Source organism: Thalassolituus marinus, from assembly GCF_020320395.1.
GTDB classification, from domain to species: domain Bacteria; phylum Pseudomonadota; class Gammaproteobacteria; order Pseudomonadales; family Oceanobacteraceae; genus Venatoribacter; species Venatoribacter marinus.
On the sequence record NZ_JAEDAH010000005.1, the window covers coordinates 13,360 to 35,702 of the forward strand.

General features: G+C 52.8%; 23 protein-coding genes. 7 read left to right on the top strand and 16 right to left on the bottom strand.

Annotated features, from left to right (window positions below):
- The first annotated feature begins 40 nt into the window (after positions 1-40).
- Positions 41-649, top strand: coding sequence for a response regulator transcription factor (locus I9W95_RS01055; protein WP_225670881.1), 609 nt, complete (start codon positions 41-43; stop codon positions 647-649).
- On the opposite strand, the gene I9W95_RS01060 is transcribed toward I9W95_RS01055, so the two are convergent.
- The 4 genes from I9W95_RS01060 to I9W95_RS01075 form a co-directional block, all read right to left on the bottom strand.
- Positions 632-2,389 carry an ATP-binding response regulator gene (locus tag I9W95_RS01060; protein WP_225670884.1) on the bottom strand — a complete coding sequence of 586 codons (1,758 nt, stop codon included), beginning with the start codon at positions 2,387-2,389 and terminating at the stop codon, positions 632-634. The two genes, I9W95_RS01055 and I9W95_RS01060, sit on opposite strands and share 18 nt — an antisense overlap.
- Positions 2,390-2,588: 199 nt before the next feature.
- On the bottom strand, positions 2,589-3,908 hold the full coding sequence (locus I9W95_RS01065; RefSeq protein WP_225670886.1) for a ribosomal protein L7/L12: 1,320 nt from the start codon (positions 3,906-3,908) through the stop codon (positions 2,589-2,591).
- Positions 3,909-3,987: 79 nt separating this feature from the next.
- Positions 3,988-4,755, bottom strand: a complete 768-nt coding sequence (locus I9W95_RS01070; RefSeq protein WP_225670888.1) for a sulfite exporter TauE/SafE family protein — start codon at positions 4,753-4,755, stop codon at positions 3,988-3,990.
- Positions 4,752-5,303 (bottom strand): SLATT domain-containing protein, encoded by a 552-nt coding sequence (locus I9W95_RS01075; protein WP_225670890.1) that lies wholly within the window; start codon positions 5,301-5,303, stop codon positions 4,752-4,754. The genes I9W95_RS01070 and I9W95_RS01075 overlap by 4 nt, the downstream gene beginning before the upstream one ends.
- Positions 5,304-5,461: 158 nt before the next feature.
- Here I9W95_RS01075 and I9W95_RS01080 point away from each other — a divergent pair, with 158 nt between their 5' ends.
- Entirely contained in the window at positions 5,462-6,286 is an 825-nt protein-coding gene (locus tag I9W95_RS01080; RefSeq protein ID WP_225670891.1) for a substrate-binding periplasmic protein, read from the top strand.
- On the opposite strand, the gene I9W95_RS18575 is transcribed toward I9W95_RS01080, so the two are convergent.
- The 3 genes from I9W95_RS18575 to I9W95_RS01095 all read right to left on the bottom strand — a co-directional run bounded on the left by I9W95_RS18575 (position 6,214) and on the right by I9W95_RS01095 (position 8,806).
- Positions 6,214-6,447 carry a cysteine-rich CWC family protein gene (locus tag I9W95_RS18575; RefSeq protein ID WP_225670893.1) on the bottom strand — a complete coding sequence of 78 codons (234 nt, stop codon included), beginning with the start codon at positions 6,445-6,447 and terminating at the stop codon, positions 6,214-6,216. The genes I9W95_RS01080 and I9W95_RS18575 overlap by 73 nt on opposite strands.
- A 75-nt stretch (positions 6,448-6,522) precedes the next feature.
- Positions 6,523-7,740, bottom strand: a complete 1,218-nt coding sequence (locus tag I9W95_RS01090; protein ID WP_225670895.1) for an argininosuccinate synthase — start codon at positions 7,738-7,740, stop codon at positions 6,523-6,525.
- A 127-nt stretch (positions 7,741-7,867) separates the two neighbouring features.
- Positions 7,868-8,806, bottom strand: a complete 939-nt coding sequence (locus tag I9W95_RS01095) for a flagellar protein MotY (protein WP_225670897.1) — start codon at positions 8,804-8,806, stop codon at positions 7,868-7,870.
- 171 nt (positions 8,807-8,977) lie between these two features.
- Here I9W95_RS01095 and pyrC point away from each other — a divergent pair, with 171 nt between their 5' ends.
- The 4 genes from pyrC to katG all read left to right on the top strand — a co-directional run bounded on the left by pyrC (position 8,978) and on the right by katG (position 13,491).
- Positions 8,978-10,015 carry a dihydroorotase gene (gene pyrC / locus I9W95_RS01100; protein ID WP_225670899.1) on the top strand — a complete coding sequence of 346 codons (1,038 nt, stop codon included), beginning with the start codon at positions 8,978-8,980 and terminating at the stop codon, positions 10,013-10,015.
- Positions 10,016-10,047: 32 nt separating this feature from the next.
- On the top strand, positions 10,048-10,674 hold the full coding sequence (gene rnt, locus I9W95_RS01105) for a ribonuclease T (RefSeq protein WP_225671014.1): 627 nt from the start codon (positions 10,048-10,050) through the stop codon (positions 10,672-10,674).
- Positions 10,675-10,698: 24 nt separating this feature from the next.
- Positions 10,699-11,070 carry a YacL family protein gene (locus I9W95_RS01110; RefSeq protein ID WP_225670901.1) on the top strand — a complete coding sequence of 124 codons (372 nt, stop codon included), beginning with the start codon at positions 10,699-10,701 and terminating at the stop codon, positions 11,068-11,070.
- Between the two features lie 240 nt (positions 11,071-11,310).
- Positions 11,311-13,491: a catalase/peroxidase HPI gene (gene katG, locus I9W95_RS01115; protein WP_225670904.1), complete on the top strand. Its 2,181-nt coding sequence runs from the start codon at positions 11,311-11,313 to the stop codon at positions 13,489-13,491.
- Between the two features lie 67 nt (positions 13,492-13,558).
- Here katG and I9W95_RS01120 read toward each other — a convergent pair whose 3' ends face one another.
- The 7 genes from I9W95_RS01120 to I9W95_RS01150 all read right to left on the bottom strand — a co-directional run bounded on the left by I9W95_RS01120 (position 13,559) and on the right by I9W95_RS01150 (position 19,799).
- Positions 13,559-14,038 carry a transporter substrate-binding domain-containing protein gene (locus tag I9W95_RS01120; protein WP_225670906.1) on the bottom strand — a complete coding sequence of 160 codons (480 nt, stop codon included), beginning with the start codon at positions 14,036-14,038 and terminating at the stop codon, positions 13,559-13,561.
- Positions 13,965-14,438, bottom strand: a complete 474-nt coding sequence (locus I9W95_RS01125; protein ID WP_225670908.1) for a hypothetical protein — start codon at positions 14,436-14,438, stop codon at positions 13,965-13,967. Before I9W95_RS01125 ends, I9W95_RS01120 begins: the two co-directional genes overlap by 74 nt.
- A 136-nt stretch (positions 14,439-14,574) precedes the next feature.
- Positions 14,575-15,984, bottom strand: coding sequence for an NAD(P)(+) transhydrogenase (Re/Si-specific) subunit beta (locus I9W95_RS01130; RefSeq protein WP_225670910.1), 1,410 nt, complete (start codon positions 15,982-15,984; stop codon positions 14,575-14,577).
- A 14-nt stretch (positions 15,985-15,998) separates the two neighbouring features.
- Complete coding sequence (locus I9W95_RS01135; RefSeq protein ID WP_451923592.1) at positions 15,999-16,268, bottom strand: NAD(P) transhydrogenase subunit alpha; 270 nt, start codon at positions 16,266-16,268, stop codon at positions 15,999-16,001.
- 20 nt (positions 16,269-16,288) lie between these two features.
- Complete coding sequence (locus I9W95_RS01140) at positions 16,289-17,422, bottom strand: Re/Si-specific NAD(P)(+) transhydrogenase subunit alpha (RefSeq protein WP_225670914.1); 1,134 nt, start codon at positions 17,420-17,422, stop codon at positions 16,289-16,291.
- A 49-nt stretch (positions 17,423-17,471) separates the two neighbouring features.
- On the bottom strand, positions 17,472-18,956 hold the full coding sequence (mqo, locus tag I9W95_RS01145) for a malate dehydrogenase (quinone) (protein ID WP_225670916.1): 1,485 nt from the start codon (positions 18,954-18,956) through the stop codon (positions 17,472-17,474).
- Between the two features lie 354 nt (positions 18,957-19,310).
- Positions 19,311-19,799 carry a hypothetical protein gene (locus tag I9W95_RS01150; RefSeq protein ID WP_225670918.1) on the bottom strand — a complete coding sequence of 163 codons (489 nt, stop codon included), beginning with the start codon at positions 19,797-19,799 and terminating at the stop codon, positions 19,311-19,313.
- Between the two features lie 89 nt (positions 19,800-19,888).
- On the opposite strand from I9W95_RS01150, the gene I9W95_RS01155 reads away from it, so the two are divergent.
- Complete coding sequence (locus I9W95_RS01155) at positions 19,889-20,797, top strand: D-hexose-6-phosphate mutarotase (RefSeq protein ID WP_225670920.1); 909 nt, start codon at positions 19,889-19,891, stop codon at positions 20,795-20,797.
- Between the two features lie 103 nt (positions 20,798-20,900).
- Here the strand turns inward: I9W95_RS01155 and I9W95_RS01160 are convergent, their stop codons facing one another.
- Together I9W95_RS01160 and I9W95_RS01165 are read right to left on the bottom strand one after the other, a co-directional pair.
- The gene (locus I9W95_RS01160; protein WP_225670922.1) at positions 20,901-21,308 is read right to left on the bottom strand and encodes a bacteriohemerythrin; all 408 of its coding nucleotides are present in this window, start codon (positions 21,306-21,308) and stop codon (positions 20,901-20,903) included.
- 87 nt (positions 21,309-21,395) lie between these two features.
- Positions 21,396-22,331 (bottom strand): LysR family transcriptional regulator, encoded by a 936-nt coding sequence (locus I9W95_RS01165; protein WP_225670924.1) that lies wholly within the window; start codon positions 22,329-22,331, stop codon positions 21,396-21,398.
- Between the last annotated feature and the right edge of the window lie 12 nt (positions 22,332-22,343).

A 22,343-nucleotide genomic window follows, 5' to 3' on the forward strand; every position in this document is an offset into this window, starting at 1 on the left:
CGATAATCTTTTGGCTACTGAAGTTAAGCTATGAGTCTTTATGCTTATTTACCTGATCGACGACCACCAGATGTTTGCCGAAGCAATGAAAACGGTTGTCAGCGGATTGATTCAGGGTTGTACAGTCAAAGCCTATACTGCCGCGGAAAATGCACTGAAAAGTATTCAGCAGGAAACTCCGCAACTGATTATTCTTGATCTTGAAATGGCTGGTGTGAACGGCCTGATGTTACTGGATATTCTCTCACAGAATGGCAAGAACATTCCGGTGCTGGTCTGTTCCGGCAATCTGACCGATGCCAACAAACAGCGGGTGATGTCAGCCGGAGCACGTGGGTTTCTCAGCAAAGCTGAGGGTACCGATGAAATAAAACAGGCCATCACCGCGGTAATGGCCGGGCAATCTTATCCCGCTGGCGCCGAACACTACATCGACCAACAACAGCAGGCTCTGCTTTCTAACCGGCAGCGCGTAATTCTCACCCTGATGCAATCCGGCATGGGCAATGCAGCCATCGCCGATACACTCTGCCTCAGTACCAATACCATCAAAACTCACATCCGTCTGATGTACAACACACTGGATGTGACCAGCCGTATCGAATGCCTGAATAAAGCCCGTGAAATGGGCTTACTCGACACTCAATAACAGCTCATTAATTGACTGACGCAGTTTGTCGGCAGACATCGGTTTAAACAGCACCGTCAGGCCGCTACTCTGCAAAGTCTTCAGCCGCTCTGGTGATGTATTACCGGTAATTACCATGGCCGGCAACTGCGGATAAACGCTGTGAACACAGTGAATAATATCCAGTGCATTCTTACCTTCGGGCAGCCGATCATCCGAAATCAGAATATCCGGCTGCCACTGACTGTGTAACAGCTCCCGCGTTTTTTGCAGACTGTGACTCACTGCGACATCGTGTCCGGCAGACACCAGCACGGCGGAAATAGCATCGGCAACCTGCTCCTCATCCTCGACCAGCAGAATTCTCAGACATCCTTGTTGAACACTGTGGGAGCTCACCCCCTCAGCCGCATCCGGTTTGTCAGCCGCAGGCCAACACAAGGTAATGGTTGTCCCTTTGCCGGGTTTTGACATGACATCCAGTTTAATACCGTGCAGGTGACACAAACGCTTAACAATCGGTAGCCCAAGTCCCATTCCCTGCCGGGCTGATTCTTCACTATCGGCCAGCTGTACGAACTCTTCAAAAGCATCATCTAACTCCTGCTCCGTCATGCCTGCTCCTGTGTCAGACACTTCGACAGAAATCATTCCATGATGGTTGGAAGCAAGAAGTTTTACACTGCCTTTATGGGTATAACGAATTGCGTTGGCCAACAGGTTATCGAGTATTTCACTGACGATTCCCGTATCCATATCCGCCCACAGTTGCTCCGTTTGCAGAGAAAACGACAGTGACTTTTCCTGTGCATGAATGGCGTGAGTCGCAGCCAGTCGATTGAGTGTTTCATCCAGTCGCTGACGCGTTTTCTTTACCTTTACGACACCGGCATCCATACGCGAAATATCCAGTAGTCGATCCAGTAACTGACTGGCGGAATGTAAACTGTCGGTTAATTTGTTAATGGTAATGTCGTTGCGCAGATCGACATTGCTTTGCATTGCCTCTGCGTACAAGCGTGCAGCCTGAACCGGCTGCCGAAGATCATGGCTTGCTACAGCAATAAAGCGGGTCTTTGCCTGAGTTCTGCGCTGCGCGAGTTTCTCAGAATCACGGTGTTCCAACCGCAAAATAATCGCTTCCATGTGCGTACGATGAATCATCACACTGAAGGCCACCAGTGAAACCCAGGTGAATGGCGCAATGATAACGGGTAACCACTCACCACCAAAATCAACACTGAGCAGATGCCAGCCGAAGCTGAAAAATACTGGTGTAAGAAAGGTTATATAAATGTCCGGATAACAGCCCATGGTCACCGATGGCGTAGACACAAGAACCACCACCAGCATCAATACCGACAGTACCTGAACCTGAGAAGCATCCGGAAAGAAGAGAAAGGGTGTCAGTCCCCAGAGTATCCCCCAGATAACGGACAAATACAGGTTTAGCCAATGCCAGCGCCTTACATAGCCAATATTCGCCAACGACTGATCACGCGCCGGCTGGCGATAATGATGACGAATAATCAGCCAGGAATTGAGTGCCACAAAAGCAATGGCGGCGAACCATATTACTAACGCTGAAAAGGGTGCAGATGAGTAGAACATCAAACCGACGAGGCCAGCACCGATTACCGTCGTTACCATGCGCGATCCGACTTCGCTCATGAACAGGTTATGTCGCTCCCACTGTATTTCAGTCGCCAGCGGGTGATCCTGAAAGGATGAAAGGTACTTTCTGTACAACGTTTCAAGCATTAATCAGTGCCCTTCCCTTGCAACTTATTCACTCAATTTTTTGGCTCAATTGTAGTATTCACTGGCATACGCTGCTGGGAAATACCACAACATTTCTGAGCGAGAATTCCTCGCTAAGCATGGTCGTTATTGCTTGCTTAGCAGACTACCATACAAAATGAAAAGCCCGGCATAACCGGGCTTTTCAAACAGGCTCTGGTTATTTCACTTCAACTTCCGCACCGGCACCTTCCAGTTCTGCTTTGATCTGTTCAGCTTCTTCCTTACTCACTTTATTTACAGAGCGCTGACTGACTGCAACAACTTCCGGCGCTTGTGACTGCGGCACGTCTGGTGCGGTAAATTCAATGAGCTTACCTTCGTCAGTCGAATCATGACACCACAGCGTGGTTCCGTTGACAGCCAGTTGATCTGCACAATGCGTGAAATCACCGCCACTTAACAGAACATAAGCTTTCCCGGTAAAGTCAGCGCCGACCAGGCCGGCATCAGCCGATACCGCAAACAGGTCATCGCCGCTGTACACCAGATCCAGAATATCCGCACCTTCACTGGTATCAGCGGTAAATGGATTGCCATTAAATTCTAATACAGTAGATTTTGATTCAAAATCATCGAGCAGGTAAGTATTACCTTCGACATTAATGGTGAAAAAATAGTCATCCTCAGGATCCACTTCGACAGCCGTGAAGAAGAAACTCATGTTGTCTTCTTCATATACTTCTGCCTCAGTGATTTCGTTCTGCGAGTAATCATATTCGACAGACACTTCAAACAAGCCGAACTTGCCATCGTTTTTCTGGCCGGATACATAGAAATTTACAGAATAAGAAGAGCCGCCCTTAGAGGCTGTATCAAACACCGACAGACCGCCCATTGAGTGACAATCGATAAGTGATTCACCGTTGTCCTCGAAATCGGTGCTGTAGCTTACATCCGTGCCTGGCAGATAAATCTCCAGAGTGGCTGGATCAACCGTTTCAGCTGGCGTAGGTTCCAGAGCAACAGCCATCGCCGATGATTCTGGCTCAGGCTCTGTGCCACCTTCCAGCAGAGATGCCTCTGCATAGCCACAGGTCGCGATCAGAACTGTACTGACCTCAGTACCTTCAAACGTACCGGATACTGGCAGTGCCAGCACATCGCGGTAATAATTGCTGCTCAGAGTCAGTCCATCAACGGCAGTAAATTCTTTAGTCGCGCTCTGCGCCAGCATCAAAGTATGAGTAACACTGCTGTCGCTTGCGGTAGAGCGTTTCAGCGCCACAAGAGGACCATTCTGAGCTCCTTGCGGGTATGTCAGACCAACCAGCTCATCGCTACCGACAGACCAGCTCAGATCGGTATATGTGGTTAATGCAACAGGAGTGTCGTCCTGGTTTTGCGGAGTATCATTACCATTTCCGGTTCCATCAGCATTGTCACTGCTGCTCGAGGAGCTGCTGCCACCGCAACCTGTCAGTGCGATGGAAGATAAGGTAGCCAGAAGAACGGCGAGGGAAAGTTTATTGGTTAACATATAGCATCCTGATAATTCCATGTTTCCCGGGAAGTTAATCAGGACTGTCCGTCTGGATCTTCACCCCGAAGGGTGAAGATTAATGAGCGGCAGCAAAAAATTGCCAGACTAAACGCATTGCCAGCAATGTCAGTACCCAGCGGAATACGTAGCGAAATTGTGTTTCCGGAATTTTTCCCAGTAATCTGAGCCCAACCAGGGTGCCAATATAGCCACAGGCAATCATAGCGGCCATAACCGCCAGCCACTGATGGAAAGCGAATCCCGCACACATAAAGACCAGTAACTTCAATCCGTGCTGCAGACTCATAATGGCTGAAAAATTGGCGGTGTACTGCCATTTATCCATTCCTGCTCTGCCCAGCCAGGCGGATACCAGAGGGCCAGTAGCCCCTACCAGCACGGTCATTCCGGTTGTCAGCAAACCACCACTGAACAGCCCCATGCGGGTCGAGCCTAATCCCAGCGCAGGCATTGGCCCCCAGCTAAGCCAGAGAATAAACAGACCCACCATCAGCGGAATCCAGGCCTCGTCAATGCGATTCAACAACAGGCCGCCGAGTGCTGCTGCGAGCACACTGCCACCCAGAAACCAGCCAACCTTCGACCATTGTGTATAACGCCGCGTCAGCCAGGCTCGTGATGTATTGGAACCCATCTGTACCACACCATGCACAGGAATCAGCGCCAGCGGCGGCACAATGCCGGCCATGACGGTGATCAGCAATGCGCCACCACCAACCCCCAGCGCTGCGGTGAGCAGAGAGCCGAGAAAACTGGCCAGCAGAAGAATCAGTGCCTGTTGTTCAGTTAACCCCGCCAACAAGGGTTCCAGTCCATCCATCATGGTTTCCGGCGGCTGCGCATAAAGGCTCTGGCCTGGGTATATTCTACCGGCGATACGACAAAACTCTCTGCCCGCTCATTGATATCTGCGTACAGATCATTGAGACGCGGCAACTCCTGCGCCAGCGCATCAAGCGTCATCAGACCATCCTGGGTTAACGCCAGCAGACGCTCGCACTCGCGCGCCAACGCCAGGTAATCATTGCCAACGTCGCGGTGACCGGCAGCATGCTTTTTGAAATCAAAGAACGTCTGCACACCACCCAGCGCTGCTGCCAGCAAAGCCAGTACCGCGCCGGCCCACTTTCCCCAATCGGGCAATTCAGCCTGAAGCAAGGTAAAGAATACCGAGCCCAACAGCAGGTTAATGATGATTGCAGGCACACCACAGAGAACGTGCAGCTTACGGCGGCGCAGTGACGCATAGAAGTGACCGTGCTTACCCAGCTCGGCGTTATCGCGTAAATGACTGACCAGCGCCAGCACAGATGAGCCATTCTGACTATCAGGCAGTGGCGTAAGACTGGCTGCATTGTCCTGTGACGACATAATGGCGCTTTATTCCCTGTCTGTTAACTCTGGCGCAGACTACCTCAGCGACCGGAACGGGTAAACCTTTTCAAAACGGGCCCTGAGGAGTAGCCTGAAGACTTACGATCAGTAGGGATAAGGGCTCGTCCCATTGTCTCTTATGCCGGACACGCACTATGAAAAACCTGGATCTGCTGTTAGCCCTTTGCTTGTCCCTTTGCACTTCTCTTGTTGCGACAGCCGATCATCCGACGTCGGTTCGCGTAGCGCTATATCCTTACGAGCCTTTTGTAGCCGTCGATGAACAGGGACAGTTTCACGGGCTGGCTGCTGATTTGATTACCCTCCTCAACAGCCATCAGCAGGAACTTCACTTTACCAGCTATCCGATATCACCAAAGCGGCGTTTCGATGCTTTTGAACAGCACGAGTTTGATATCATTCTTTTCGAAAACCCGCAGTGGGGATGGCAAAACATTGAACACCAGATTTCCGAGCCGTTCTTTTATGATCGTGATGTTTATGTTGCCTTACAGGGAGAAGACCGTGATGAATCGTACTTCAACGACATTTCGCGGTTAAAGATTCTGGCTATTTCCGGATTCCACTATGGCTTTGCCGAATTTAATGCGGATGAACAATATCTGGAGCAGAATTTCGACATCGTTTTCAGCTGGTCTTATATGAAAAACTTGGAAATGCTGTGTGACAGGCAGGGAGACGTCACCATCATAAGCTGGGCGTATCTGAGGGACTTTATACAGAAACATCCGGATAAGGCAGCAGATTTCCTGATATCTCAGCGCTCGGATAATCAATTTAAACATCAGGCAATTATTCACCCGAGATCACCTGCTGATTCGGGGAAACTCAACAGGATATTCTCTGAACTGAAAACAAATGGTCAGCTGGCTGAATTATTTCAGCGCTACAATGCTCTCGACTGCGACGACTTGAATTCAGTTATGCACGACAAACAGATACAGGCTTTATGCCTTTGATCGACAGGCACTTTATCCAGTAAAGCCTGTGGAATGCTTACATCGGCAGAAAAGCACCAGCACGTTTGTTCAACGCTCGCTTGTTTAAGACCACAGCGATTTTCTTCGCCGCACAGCGGACAGATAGCATCATCCGGCTTCACTGCAGAAATATTTTCCATTCATTTCCCCCGTGCAAAGCGCATAAAAAAACGGGGCATTAAGCCCCGCTTTTTACAGCTCAGAAAGTAGCAATCTTACAGCAGATCACGACCTTTTTTAGCTGCAGTACGCAGACGCAGAGCGTTCAGTTTAATGAAGCCTTCTGCGTCTTTCTGGTTGTATGCACCAGCATCGTCTTCGAATGTAGCGATCGCTTCATCGAACAGAGAGTCTTCTGACTTACGACCAACAACGATTACGTTGCCTTTGTACAGTTTCAGACGCACTTCACCGTTAACAACTTTCTGCGTTTCATCGATGGCTGCCTGCAGCATCTTACGCTCTGGCGACCACCAGTAACCGTTGTAGATCAGCTCTGCGTATTTAGGCATCAGAGAGTCTTTCAGGTGCGCAGCTTCACGGTCCAGGGTAATAGACTCAATTGCACGGTGTGCTTTCAGCAGCACAGTACCGGCTGGAGTCTCGTAACAACCACGGGCTTTCATGCCCACGTAGCGGTTTTCTACGATATCCACACGGCCAATACCGTTCGCACCAGCCAGCTTGTTCAGCTCTTCCATAATGGTCGCTGGTGATTTTTCTTCACCATTGATAGCAACCGGGTCACCGTTCTTGAAGGTGATGTTCAGGTAAGTCGCTTCGTTTGGCGCATTTTCAGGAGATACAGACCACAGCCACATATCTTCTTCTGGCTCTGCCCATGGATCTTCGATCAGATCACCTTCGTAAGAGATGTGCAGCAGGTTAGCGTCCATAGAGTATGGGGACTTCTTACCTTTCTTCTTCTCTACGTGGATGTTGTGCTCATCACAGTACGCCATCAGCTTCTCACGGGAGTTCAGATCCCATTCACGCCATGGAGCAATCACTTTAACGCCTGGTTTCAGAGCGTAGGCACCCAGTTCGAAACGCACCTGGTCGTTACCTTTACCGGTCGCACCGTGAGCAATCGCGTCTGCGCCGGTCTCGTTAGCAATCTCGATCAGACGCTTGGAGATCAGTGGACGAGCAATGGAAGTACCCAGCAGGTATTCGCCTTCGTAGATGGTGTTCGCACGGAACATCGGGAATACGAAGTCACGGGCAAACTCTTCACGCAGGTCGTCGATATAGATTTCTTTGATGCCCAGAGCCTCGGCTTTCGCACGTGCTGGCTCAACTTCTTCGCCCTGGCCCAGGTCAGCAGTAAAGGTTACGACTTCACACTTGTACTCTTCTTGCAGCCACTTGGCGATCACTGAGGTATCGAGACCACCGGAATAGGCCAGCACCACTTTTTTGATGTCTGACATGGAACACTCCAGGATTGTTAAATTTTGCAAGGCCAGCGAACACTCGCCAGCCTCAGAATCGAAAGGGGCAATATTGTACTGGTTGTGTACAGCTTAGCCAACCGTGATATGTCGCACTGCGGCGTGATTATTGTGAGGACGAGCCGGAATCGGCGGTATTCACCTTGCGATTGGTGGGACGGAAAATCAGATGCTCCGGAATCGGCATATCTTTACGCTGCTCCAGTCGGATAGTGACACGTCGGTTCTCTGCCCTGCCCTGCGCCGTTTTGTTGGTTGCCACCGGGTAGCGGTCACCGTGGAAACGGGTCGTGATCATGTCCGGATCGATACCCTGCTTTATAAAGTAGCGTTCCACGTCTTCTACCCTGGCTTTGGACATCTGACGGTTATCATAGCGCCGGCCAAGTCCATCGGAATGACCATCGAGATACACAGCAAATACCCGCGGGTCATTTTTGATGTAGAAAATAATCTTATCGAGAACTTTCATATCGCGCGCATCAACCGCCTGTTCGCCAGAGCCAAAATAGACCTTTGAACGATCAACCTGTCCAAAATTCAGCGGCAACAACTGTTTTACGCACTCCATATAATCCTGGTAGTACTGATCAAATTCCACTGCCGATACATGCACCTGCACAAAACGGTCATCGTCGTAATAGGTATGGTGACTGATTGCCGGCCATTTACCTTCCAGCAAGGCATGCAGAAACTGGTTGGTGCGGCGTGTATCAAGGGTCAGATTGGGTGATTCCTTAACCAGCTTACTGGTGCCCAGGTTCTCACTACGGGTCGCAGGCTGCCAGGGCGGTGGCAGAATACTGACCTGAGCCTTGCTGTAGTCCATCAGGTTACGCAGGGTTTCGAGACGAAATTCCACATCTTCACCGGCCTGATGATAAAACACCGCCTGACCGTAGCCTGGTATTTCCTGCTCAAAACGGCATTCAAACACCGAGCCACTGACGGCCCAGCGCGTCGTACCGACGGAGCCGCCGTATTCAAGCGCTGCCGATGCCGGCAGAGACAGGGTAGCCAGCAGATAGATTGCCAGTCTGATCATAAATATCGCCCGCTGCCGCAGCAGCACCCAGAAAACAGAATCACGTAGAGGTTATCGGCCGCTGCAGCAGTAAATTTAACCGACAATCTCCACTAATACGGTTTGATTAGTGTCAGCCAGCGCTTACCGGTACAATGCGCCTCCATTAATTCTAGCCAAAGGTTGAGCATTATGACTGAGCGTCTGACGATTACCCGCCCCGATGACTGGCACCTGCATGTGCGCGATGGCGCCGTGCTGGAATATACAGTGCCGGCAACTGCCCGGGTGATGAAGCGCGCGATTATCATGCCGAACCTGCAGCCACCGGTGATGAACGCCGAGCAGGCACTGGAATACCGTGACCGTATTCTGTCCCGTGTCCCCCAGGGGCTGGTGTTCAACCCTCTGATGGTGCTGTACCTGACCGATAACACTACCCCGGAAATGATCGCCGAAGCGAAAGCCAGTGGTCACGTGGTCGCCGTTAAACTGTATCCGGCCGGCGCTACCACCAACTCGGCTTCCGGCGTAACGGACCTGGGTAAACTTGACCATATTGCTGCCGCTCTGGCGGAAAACGATATGCCACTGCTGGTACACGGTGAAGTCACCCAGAATCACGTCGATATTTTCGATCGTGAAAAAGAATTCCTCGATACCATTCTGGCACCACTGGTCAGCCGTCACCCGAATCTGAAAGTGGTGGTTGAGCACATCACCACCAAAGACGCCGCAGAATTTGTTATGAGTCAGGGCGATAACGTGGGTGCCACCATCACTGTTCAGCATCTGGCGTACAACCGCAACCACATGCTGGTTGGCGGCATCAAACCGCACTTCTACTGCCTGCCGATTCTCAAGCGCAACATCCACCAGCAAGCGCTGCAGGATGCGGTGATCAGCGGCAATCCTAAATTTTTCCTCGGTACAGACAGTGCCCCTCACGCCAAAGGCGCCAAAGAATCGGCGTGTGGTTGTGCTGGCTGCTACACCGCTTACGGTGCTATCGAGCTGTATGCAGAAATTTTTGAAGATCTGGGCGTTCTCGATAAGTTTGAAGCATTTGCCAGCTTCAACGGCCCTGATTTCTACGGTATGCCTCGCAACACAGACGAAATCACGCTGGTGAAAGAGTCCTGGCGAGTGCCGTCCGAAATGCCGTTCGGAAACGATGTGATTGTGCCGCTGCGTGCTGGCGAAACCCTGCGCTGGAAACTGGAGTACTGAGGGTGAGCGAAGAAAAACAGGAAAAAACTATGATGGCACAACGCTTCCGCGGCTTTTTACCCGTGGTCGTGGATGTTGAGACCGGCGGCTTCGAGGCAGAAACCGACGCCCTGCTGGAAATTGCCATGGTCACACTGCGTATGGATGAGGATGGCTACCTGCATCCCAACGAGACCATGAGTGCCAATATCCATCCGTTTGACGGCGCCAACCTGCAACAGGAAGCGCTGGACTTCACAGGGATCGACCCGTTTGATCCTGAGCGCGATGCCGAATTCGAAATCGATGCCCTGAGCAGCATGTTCCAGACAGTACGTCGTGAAATTAAAGCCAACGGCTGTAACCGCGCTGTACTGGTGGGTCACAACGCCCATTTCGATCATGGTTTCCTGCGAGCAGCGGTAGCCCGCAACGATATCAAGCGCGATCCGTTTCACCCGTTTTCATCGTTTGATACCGCCTCCATTGCTGCGATCGCTCTTGGCCATACCGTGCTGGCGAAAAGTTGCAAAATGGCCGGAATCGACTTTGATAACAGCGAGGCACACAGTGCCGCTTACGACACTTACAAAACAGCAGAGCTGTTCTGCTTTATTGTGAACCGTTACAAAGACCTGGGTGGCTGGCCAATCGCGTCTGCTGAAGACATCGACGACTGACACCCCACTGCTACAGAACCCTTTATGGATTTTCGCTTTTACTACAACGACCGGCAGCTACCCTGTGCGCGACTGTCTATGGATCACGAGGCCTTTGGCCTGTGGCTCAGTGACGACCTCAGTGATGATGGCACCCGCCTGGCAGAACTTATTGAAGCCATTGATGCCATCATCGAAGGCCGCAAACCGGAGTACGAATGGCGTGGTCAGGATTTCCTGCTGCGTCTGAACCGTGATGATGCTGAAGTCATCGCGTTAGAACTGCTGCAGGAACACTCACTGGAAGACCTGGAAGACGAAGACCTCGACTTCTACGACGCCGAGTCTCGCGCAATGTGTGGCCTGGAAGACTTCCGTGACCTGCTGATCGAATGGCGTGATTTTCTCGAAGAATAAGCCAGTTCAGGGCCTCTGCGCCCTGAATACCCTCACAATTGCTATGACTTTTCAGTGGGAAGCAACATCAATAGATTGATTTACATCAATTTTATTTTTTTATAGTTTTTTCCTAACAACTGTATTGCTACAACCAATTCGGCAAACGGCTGCAGCTCTCCTATTCTGGATTCATCACTTAACGACGCCCGCCAGGGCAGGCATCACAGAGATCGCTGAAGCGACCCAGAGGAGACGACCATGACCGACAAGAAAGCAGGACAATGCCCGGTAATGCATGGTGGCAACACCGCATCCGGCAATGACAATATGGCCTGGTGGCCAAATGCCCTGAATCTGGACATCCTCCACCAGCACGACACCAAGACCAATCCGCTGGGCGAAGAATTCAATTACGCCGAAGAATTCAAAAAGCTGGATCTCGAAGCCGTTAAAAACGACATCAAAGCCATGATGACCGATAGTCAGGAATGGTGGCCTGCCGACTGGGGTCATTACGGTGGTCTGATGATCCGTATGGCCTGGCACAGCGCCGGCTCTTACCGTGTGGCTGACGGCCGTGGCGGTGCCAATACCGGTAACCAGCGTTTTGCGCCGCTGAACAGCTGGCCGGATAACGCCAACCTGGATAAAGCCCGCCGCCTGTTATGGCCGGTCAAAAAGAAATACGGCAACAAAATTTCCTGGGCTGACCTGATGATCCTGGCCGGCAACATGGCGTACGAATCCATGGGTTTCAAAACCTTCGGTTTCGCCGGTGGCCGTGAAGACATCTGGCATCCGGAAAAGGACACCTACTGGGGTTCGGAAAAAGAATGGTTAGCACCATCCGGTGGTGAAGGCAGCCGTTACTCCGGCCAGCGTGATCTGGAAAACCCGCTGGCAGCGGTAATGATGGGTCTGATCTATGTAAACCCGGAAGGTGTGGACGGCAAGCCGGACCCACTGAAAACTGCCCAGGACGTACGCATCACCTTTGAACGCATGGCGATGAACGACGAAGAAACTGTCGCTCTGACCGCCGGTGGTCACACCGTGGGTAAATGTCACGGTAATGGCGACGCCGCCAACCTCGGCCCGGATCCGGAAGGTGCCAATGTAGAAGAACAGGGTCTCGGCTGGATGAACCACAAAGGCCGTGGCATTGGCCGCGACACCGTCACCAGCGGTATTGAAGGTGCGTGGACCAGCAACCCGACACAGTGGGATAACGGTTACTTCGACCTGTTGTTCAAGTACGACTGGGAACTGAAGAAAAGCCCGGCCGGTGCATGGCAGTGGGAACCGGTGAACATTAAAGAAGAAGACAAACCGGTGGATGTAGAAGATCCATCCATCCGCTACAACCCGATCATGACCGATGCGGATATGGCGATGAAGATGGACCCGGAATACCGCAAGATCTCTGAGCGTTTCCGTGACGATCAGGCTTACTTCGAAGAAGTGTTCGCCCGTGCCTGGTTCAAGCTGACTCACCGCGACCTCGGTCCGAAGAGCCGCTACCTGGGTGCTGACGTACCGGCAGAAGATCTGATCTGGCAGGACCCTGTACCAGCGGTGGATTACACCCTGAGCGATGCCGAGGTTGCCGACATCAAGGCGAAAATTCTCGCCTCCGGTGTGAGCGTGGCAGATCTGGTTGCCACCGCCTGGGACAGCGCCCGTACCTTCCGTGGTTCTGATTACCGCGGTGGTGCAAACGGCGGCCGTATTCGCCTGGCACCGCAGAAAGACTGGGAAGGCAACGAGCCAGAACGTCTGCAGCGCGTACTCAGCGTACTGGAAAGCATTCAGTCTGGCTTGAGCAAGCCAGTCAGCATGGCCGACCTGATCGTACTGGGTGGTAGTGCAGCAGTTGAGAAAGCAGCTAAAGATGGCGGCGTGGATATTGTTGTACCGTTCGCAGCGGGTCGTGGTGATGCCACCGACGCGATGACCGATGCAGCGTCTTTCGAGCCACTGGAGCCGATTCACGATGGCTTCCGTAACTGGGTGAAGAAAGACTACACAGTGATGCCGGAAGAACTGATGCTCGACCGCACTCAGTTAATGGGCCTCACTGCCCCTGAGATGACCGTGCTGGTCGGTGGTATGCGTGTACTGGGCACAAACCACGGCGGCAGCAAGCACGGTGTGTTCACCGATAAAGAAGGCGTGTTAAGCAACGACTTCTTTGTGAACCTCACCGACATGGGTAACAGCTGGAAGCCGACGGGTAAAAACTCCTACAACATCGTTGACCGTAAGAGCGGCGATGTGAAATGGACGGCAACCCGCGTCGATCTGGTGTTTGGCTCCAACTCCATCCTGCGCTCCTACGCAGAGGTGTACGCACAGGACGACAACAAAGAGAAGTTTGTAAAAGACTTCGTGAAGGCCTGGGTAAAAGTGATGAACGCGGATCGTTTTGATCTGAAGTAAGCACGCTTCCCACAAAAAGGGCAGTCCGGGAAACCGGACTGCCCTTTTCTGTTTATGGCATAGCGTGTTACTCAATACGCAACCACAGGCGCTGATCATCCAGCGGCGTTTTATCTGGCAATAACGGATTAGTCAGATGAAAGATCGTACTGTCACGCAGACGACCCAGAGGAAAAATCTGCCGTGTCGTTTCGTGCTGCTGCATAAAGCGCCACAACTCGCCACTGTCGACCAGTTGATTCATTCCTGTTTCCAGTCGCTTCAGCAGTTGAGGATTGTCCTGTGCCACAAAGAAGTACATAGGAAACGGATAGCTCAGGAGCAGTCGGTCATAGGCCATAAGATCATGGCGCTGCACATTACCGACCTCGGCGTAAACCTCATTTAACCCTCGCGGGAAATAATCGCAACGTCCGCTTTGCAGCATGTTGTACATCACCTCAAACAGGGTAACGCGCTGCACCCGGTAGTGATTAGCTTCCAGAATATCGGAATCCGGCCAGTGATCCCCCCTGACAGGCGAGCATCGCCTGTAACTGCCGGTCATTTTCAATCGCATCAAAACGCGCTTTATCGGCACGGCGGATGACCGGCACCCGCCCCCCGAGCAGACCACCGTACAAAGGCACCCGCACCGGAGCCACCGGTAATTCCCGATCGGGATTGGTTCCCGCCCAGAAGACATCAATCTGATGATCTGTCAGCGCCTGAAATGCCCGCGCCTGACTGAAACGTAAGCGACTGGTCTCAACCCTTGCCGGGCCGAACTCGTCTTCTGTCACTTCAATAACGCGCTGCAGGAGGTCAATGAAATAACGGTGGCTGCCATCCAGTGTTGTGCGCTGGGGCTGCACCCGAATCAGCGCAGAATCCGCCGCAGAAGATAACGGTATATTGAAGACCAGCAGAGCAACCATCAAACAGGGAAAACGCAGTATGGCTGGCATAAACAGGCCTCAGCAGAAAGAGCTAACTTATCCCAAAAAGATAGCACATCGCTGAACGAGCACGCTCAGGTACAGGAAGCAGACATAAAAAAAGCCGCCCGGAGGCGGCTTTTCTGTATCTGCGGTAAGTCTGTAATTACAGATCTTTCAGCGCAGAAATAGTGTCCTGCAGAACTTTCTTCGCATCACCGGACACCATCAGGCTGTTGTCACGGATGAAGAGTTCGTTCGGGATACCAGCGAAGCCTGGAGACAGACCACGTTTAACCACAACCACGGTACGTGCGTTATGTACATCCAGAATAGGCATACCAAAGATCGGAGAGTTAGGATCTTTAGAAGCCGCAGGGTTAACCACGTCGTTAGCACCCAGAACAATGGCAACATCAGTCTGAGAGAACTCAGGGTTGATGGTGTCCATTTCAACCAGCTGATCGTAAGGTACTTCGGCTTCCGCCAGCAGTACGTTCATATGACCAGGCATACGGCCGGCAACCGGGTGAATCGCGTACTTAACTTCAGCGCCATTGGCTTCCAGCATGTTAGCCAGTTCACGAGTGGCGTGCTGAGCCTGAGCTACCGCCAGACCGTAACCCGGTACGAATACCACTTTCTGTGCACCGTCGAGCAACATCGCCAGTTCATCAGCAGAAGAGAACTTCACTTTGCCTTCGTAGAAAGCATCGTTCTCAGACTTGCTCACGCCAGCCGTTGCCGCCATAGAACCACCGAACAGTACGTTAGTCAGGGAACGGTTCATCGCTTTACACATGATGGACGTCAGGATGATACCGGACGCACCAACCAGAGAACCGGTGATGATCAGACCGTTGTTACCCAGAACGAAACCGGCAGCCGCACCGGCCAGGCCGGAGTAGGAGTTCAGCAGAGAAACCACAACCGGCATGTCGGCACCACCGATAGGCATTACCAGACACACACCCAGAACCAGACACAGTACGATCAGACCAGCAACCAGCAGGTCAGCGTGCAGCGGATCAACCGCAGCGAAGTAACCAGCACCGGCCAGCAGAGTCAGCAGACACAGTTTAACGATCCACTTGAACAGCTTAACTTTGTTGCTGTCGCCGATTTTGCCTTTCAGTTTGCCCACAGCAACGAAAGAACCGGTCAGGGTTACCGCACCGATCAGGATGGACAGAATAACCGCGATAGACCAGTCGTAAGTTGGAACGAACTTGCCCATTTCCGCCAGTTTCTGGCTTTCCAGGTAGTTAGCCGCTGCTACCAGCAGGGATGCACCACCACCGATACCATTCAGCGCAGCAACCATTTCCGGCATATCGGTCATGGCTACTTTCTTCGCCATAATGCCACCGATGGTGCCACCAATCAGAACACCAATAATGATGTACTCGTAGCTCACAACATTGTGATCCAGCAGCGCCACGATCACAGCAATCAGCATACCGCTGGCAGAAAACTGGTTACCACGAACTGCAGTTTTAGGGGTGGTCATACCCTTGATGCCGAGGATGAACAGAACGGCAGCAACGAGGTAACCCAGATTAATCAGAATTTCCATTGTAAAACGCTACCTTATTTCTTCTTGAACATGTTCAGCATGCGGTCGGTTACCATAAAACCGGCCACGATGTTGATGGTGGCCAGCGCGATCGCCGCCACACCCAGAACGGTGGACAGCACAGTGGTGTGCTCGCTGCCGCCAGAGCTGAGGATTGCACCCACAACCACGATACCGGAGATGGCGTTCGTGCCGCTCATCAGCGGGGTGTGCAGTGTTGGTGGTACTTTGTTAATCACTTCCACACCGACGAAGATCGCCAGTACGAAAATGGTGAGGCTCATGATGAACATTTCCATCAGACTTACTCCCCGATCTGGGCCTTCAGGCCTTCGTGTTTGATTTCGCCGTTTTCTGTTACCAGAGTGGCGGCCACAATGTCGTCTTCCATATTCACGTTGAGCTGGCCGTCAGCAGCCATATTCAGCAGGAATGTAGAGATGTTTTTGGTCAGCAGCTGGGATGCATGAACCGGTACACGGCCCGGGTGGTCGGTGTAACCAATGATGGTGACGCCGTCCAGGTACACTTTTTCACCGGATACTGTGCCTTCGACGTTACCGCCACGCTCAGCAGCCAGATCCACGATGACCGAACCTTTCTTCATGTAGTGCAGCATGTCTTTGGTGATCAGACGTGGAGACGCCTTACCAGGGATCGCAGCGGTGGTGATAACCAGATCTGCCTGGGAGATCTTGGTGGTCATCTGCTCGCGCTGCTTACGGTAAAACTCTTCAGACTTCTCAGTCGCGTAACCGCCGGTTGCACCGCCCTCTTCCTGTGGCAGATCGAATTCAACGAACTTAGCGCCCAGAGATTCAACCTGTTCACGTACTTCGGCACGGGTATCGTACGCTTCAACAACAGCGCCCAGACGACGAGCAGTAGAGATAGCCATCAGACCAGCAACACCGGCACCGATGATGAATACGCGCGCCGGGTGAATGGTACCGGCAGCAGTCATCAGCATCGGGAAGTACTGTGGCAGCGCCATAGCGCCGGTCAGTACTGAACGATAACCGGAGATCGCACCCATGGAGCTGAGTACGTCCATAGACTGCGCGCGGGTGGTACGCGGAATGAATTCCAGCGCAAATGAGCGCACGTTACGTGCAGCCAGTTGTTTAACCAGAGGCAGGTTGAACCAGGCGTCCAGCATACAGATCAGCGTGCTGTTTTCTTTCAGCATTGGTACTTCGCTGTCCAGCGGCTGACGGACTTTAAGGATGATGTCTGCCTGTTCGTACAGGGATTCCGCCGTCGGTGCGATACTCGCACCACAGTTACGGTATTCATCATCGGCAAAGTGAGCGGCATCGCCAGCACCTTCCTGAACAACGACTTCGAAGCCAGCGTCCAGAAGAGTCTGAATACCTGATGGAATCAGGGCGACCCGGGCTTCCCCAGGATAGATTTCCTTAGGTACACCAATCAACATAGTTAACACTCCTGTTGGATTACTTAAAAGCTTGGTGAGACCGCAGTGCTTAATCGCGCTGCAGCCCCAGGGTAGACAAAGTGTTCTGACGAACCCGACCGAGCAGTTCGGCGTCGGCAATCAGGGATTCACCATAGGAAGGCACCAGTTCTTTCAGGCGCGCAGTCCAGCCGCCATCCATACGGTCCTTAAAGCAGCGCTCAAGCACTTCGATCATGGCCTGAGCCGCCACCGATGCACCTGGCGAGGCCCCCAGCAGAGCTGCCAGAGAGCCATCAGCCGCAGCCACGAGTTCAGTACCGAACTCCAGTTTGCCGCGGCCATTGGTATCTTTTTTGATGATCTGCACACGCTGACCGGCCTGTGCCAGAGTCCACTTAGCGGATTCCGCAGCCGGGAAGTAATCACGCAGCGCATTTACACGATCTTCATGTGATTGCATCACTTCGCTGATCAGATATTTGGTCAGGTCGAAGTTGTGCAGACCCACATCCATCATCGGCAGCAGATTGTTGGGACGCACGGACTTAATCAGATCCATCACCGAACCTTCTTTCAGGAACTTGGTGGTGAAACCGGCGTACGGACCAAACAGCAGTGCTGGTTTGCCGTTGATGATACGGGTATCCATGTGTGGTACAGACATCGGTGGCGCACCGATCGCCGCCTTGCCATAGACCTTGGCGTAATGCTGCTTGATAACCGCTTCGTCCTGACACACCAGCCACTGACCAGATACCGGGAAGCCACCGTAGCCCTTGCCTTCCGGGATACCAGACATCTGCAGCAGCGGCAGCGCACCACCACCGGCACCAAGGAATACGAAGGCAGTGTTTACTGTCTGAGTCTTGCCGCTGGCGCGGTTTTTCAAACGCACATCCCAGCGACCATCAGCGGTCTTCTTAATCGAAGACACCTCAGTGCTGAGTGCCAGTTCAAAGTTGTCATGCTTTTGCAGGGAGCCGACCAGATTGCGGGTCAGGGAGCCGAAGTCGACATCGCTGCCATGCGCGATACGAGTAGCTGCAACCTTTTCATCCGCACTGCGGCCTTCCATCACCAGCGGCATCCACTGACGCAGAACTTCCGGGTCTTCGCTGTATTCCATTTCCCGGAACAGGTGATGAGCCGACAGTTTTTCCCAGCGCTGACGCAGGAAGTTAACGTTCTTCTCGCCCCAGACGAAGCTGATGTGTGGCGTGGTATTGATAAAGTTCTGTGGAGCCGGCAGATCGCCAGTGCCGATCAAAGTGGTCCACAGCTGCAGAGAAATTTCAAAATTGGCATTGATCGTAAGGGCACGGTCGATTTCCACGTTACCCTTCGCGTCTTCCGGCGTGTAGTTCAGCTCGCAGTAACCTGCGTGTCCTGTACCCGCGTTGTTCCAGCCATCCGTACTTTCATGTGCCACCCGATCCAGGCGTTCAACCATCATCAGTTTGAACGAGGGGTCCAGTTTACTGAGCAGCGTGCCCAGCGTTGCGCTCATCACGCCGCCGCCAACCAGCAGTACGTCCAGCTTATTTGTAGCCATTTTGATTTCGCCTGTAGGTAAAAATCAGATTGTCGTTCCAGCGCGGATATGCGCCTCTAACTGGGCTTGTGGCCCGAATTACCCTATGCCCTTTGCACGGGACGGCGATTTATACAGATCTTAGACTTTTGTAGCAACCTGTCGGACAGGTTTTAACCAAATTGATTTTTTATAAGGTCCATAAGTAAACACTTATACATAGCCGATATGGCCGGGAATACACCTTATAGATGAGCTAATACAGCACAATGCGACAGATACTTTCCTAGAGGGAAAATATCAGACGAAATGAGTCATAAAAGAGATTGGCAACAGCGAGAGGAGCTTCGCCCCTATTAATAGATAGAACAGCTACTAACTGAGGTGTTCGAGCTGCCAACAATCGGTGCCCAGCGTAAGTTCATCTCCCTCGCCCAGACGTATCAGTTGCTGAGCTAATGGCGCCTGAAGGCTGATAACCTGAACCGACAAACCATCGACCTCTATCTGACGCCCACCGACAGGCGCGATCCACAGCCAGCGCTCAGCGGGGTGATCATTTTCAGCACCGCCCTGTAGTTGCACCAGCGCTCCTAACCCGGCCAGATCATCGGCATCGAATTCCGGTACCGACCACTGGCCGATGCGAATGCGCAGCTGCTGTAACTCCCGGATACGCTCAGACTGACCATGGGCCAGGTATGCGGCTTCCAGCGCCAGCGTGTCGTACTGATTTTCCGGCTTGTTCTGCTCATGTGACGCCGTTGCCTGGGCCTGACGGGCGGCAGCCAGCGCCGCATCGATATCGTTATCGAGACTGGCGAGCAAGGCTGACTTCAGTTCATTTTTCGACGGAATACTCACTGCTTTTAACTACCCGGAACGCCGCTGTTTAAGGTTTTGTGCCATTATAACCACGAATCATTTTCCCCTCTCTGCAAAAGGGATTTTCCATGTCTGATATTTCCACCCTCCTTAAGACTGCGGCACCGAGCATTTCCGTTAATAAACGAGGCGAGCTCGACTGCCTGGAGGTCCGCCATCCGGCTTTCAGCGCAGACCTGTTACTTCAGGGCGCGCAGTTGCTGCATTATGCTCCGGCAGGTGAAGAAAGCTGGCTATGGCTCAGCGACTCGGTGGAATACAAACAAGGTACCTCACTGCGCGGTGGCATTCCGCTATGCTGGCCGTGGTTCGGCAATGCCACCATGAACCCGGACGCGGTAAAACATCATATTGCCGATGCAGAACAGGCTCCGGCCCATGGTTTTGCCCGCACCCGTATCTGGTCGCTGGCCGAGGCTTATGAGGATAATGACGAAGTGGTTATTACGCTGACCCTCGATGACTGTCAGCATCCACTGTGGCAGGCCGATCTGGCCGTAGAAGCGGAATTCCGTTTTACCGCATCCAGCGTGAGCGTGGTTCTGGCGACGACGAATAAGGGTGAGACTGCGGTCAGTTTCTCACAGGCACTGCATACTTACTTCCCGACGTCCGACATTCACAACACGCGTATATCTGGCTTCGATGGCGAATCGTATCTGGAAACACTGGAAGGCTGGCAACGCAAAACCCAGCAAGGCGATATCAGCTTCGGTGGTGAAACTGACCGCATTTACTTTGGTGAGGAAACCCTGTCGCTGATCACCCCGAAACACACCACAGACCTCAGCTGTCAGGGCAGTCACAGTGCCGTGGTGTGGAACCCGTGGATTGAGAAAAGTCTGCGCCTGAGCCAGTTTGCCGCTGATGACTACCAGCGCATGTTCTGTGTTGAAACCGCCAATGCGGCCGACGATGCGGTCACGCTGGCGGCAGGAGACGAGCACGTGCTGTGCATGCTGCTGACCCGCCGCTGAAGCGGGCAGAAATCTTAGCCGTGAGGCCAGCCGTGGGTCTGAACCCAGGCCAGAACCCCCAGCGCCAATCCATTTACGTACAGCCCGACATCATTCCATGATGTCAGGCGGCGTCCCCCTTTTGCTGGAACAGGAACTGCGAAGTGACCCGATCCATACTGCGCAGATGCTGACCAAACCAGTCCGGTACGGTCTCCAGTAAAAATTCCAGCACCGGACTGACATCACCTGTGGCTTCAAAATTTGCCAGCTGATCACGGAACATGCCCAGCACCCGTTCGTGTTCTGCCTTGTGCACCGGATAAGGAGGAAAGTGATAACGCTGCATCTCCTCCTCTTCGTGGGCGAAATGCTTCACACAGTGGTCGTACAGGAGATTCAGGTGTGGCAAGGCAGCCTCACCCATCAGCAGCGCCTGTTCGGCAGCGTTGAGGAGATTGGCGAAGTCTTCATGCTCGCGATTCATGAAATCCTGCGCCATCGGAGGGTAGTCGCGCATAACGATGGTCATAGCGCCTCCTTCAGTTATCTGATCTGCGAGCACGATAACCGAAGGAAGTTCAGGCAATATTGACCACCATCAACTAAGGACACGCACTCAGCAGTACTGGGCAACGTCGACAATCGTTCGGCGCAGCCAGCGATGCGCCTGATGATGCTGCAGCAGTGGTGACCAGGCCATTTTCAGCTCGAACGGCGGGATTTTGAACGGCGGCTCCTTCACTACCAGCGAGGCCGACTCGGCCTGCATATCCGCCACTTTGCGCGGAAGAGTGGCCACCAGATCATTGTTCAGGGCCAGTAATGCCGGCATCTGATAGTGACGAGTGAACACCGAAATTTTACGTTTCTGCCCCAATTTGGACAGAGCGTTATCCACCCATCCCAGACGAATAACCTTTTCCGGGTCGATACCAACCCCTGCGCCCATGCCGGTTTTGCTCACCCAGATGTGCTTGCTGGCCAGGTAGGCATTCAGATCAAAGTTCTTAATACCAGGATGATCCGGATTAACCAGACAGACAAAATCGTCCTGCCACAGGGTCATCTGATGGAAAGACTGCGGCATCTCGTCGAAACGGTTGATCGCCATATCAACCTTACCGGCTTCCACATCTTTGAAGGTCACATCCGAAGGCGTCAGTACATCGAGAATGATGTCCGGTGCGTCGGTACGCAGACGCTTAACCAGCTCGGGCACCAGAGTTGATTCAGCATAATCACTGACCATAATCCGGAACACCCGATGACTGCTCTGGGCATCGAATTCTTCCAGCGGTTGCAGGGCAATTTCAAGCTCACCCAGCGCCTTGCGGATCACCGGTTGCAGTTCCTGCGCCCGTTCAGTTGGTGTCATACCATCGGAAGTGCGCACCAGTAATGGGTCATTGAACAGTTCGCGCAGACGGCGCAGGCCGTTGCTCATGGCGGGCTGGGTAATACCGAGCTGCTGGGCAGCCTTGGTCACACTGCCTTCACGCAGCAGTACGTCCAGATACACCAGCAGATTCAGGTCTATTCGATCGAGGTTCACGTCGGCTTCTCC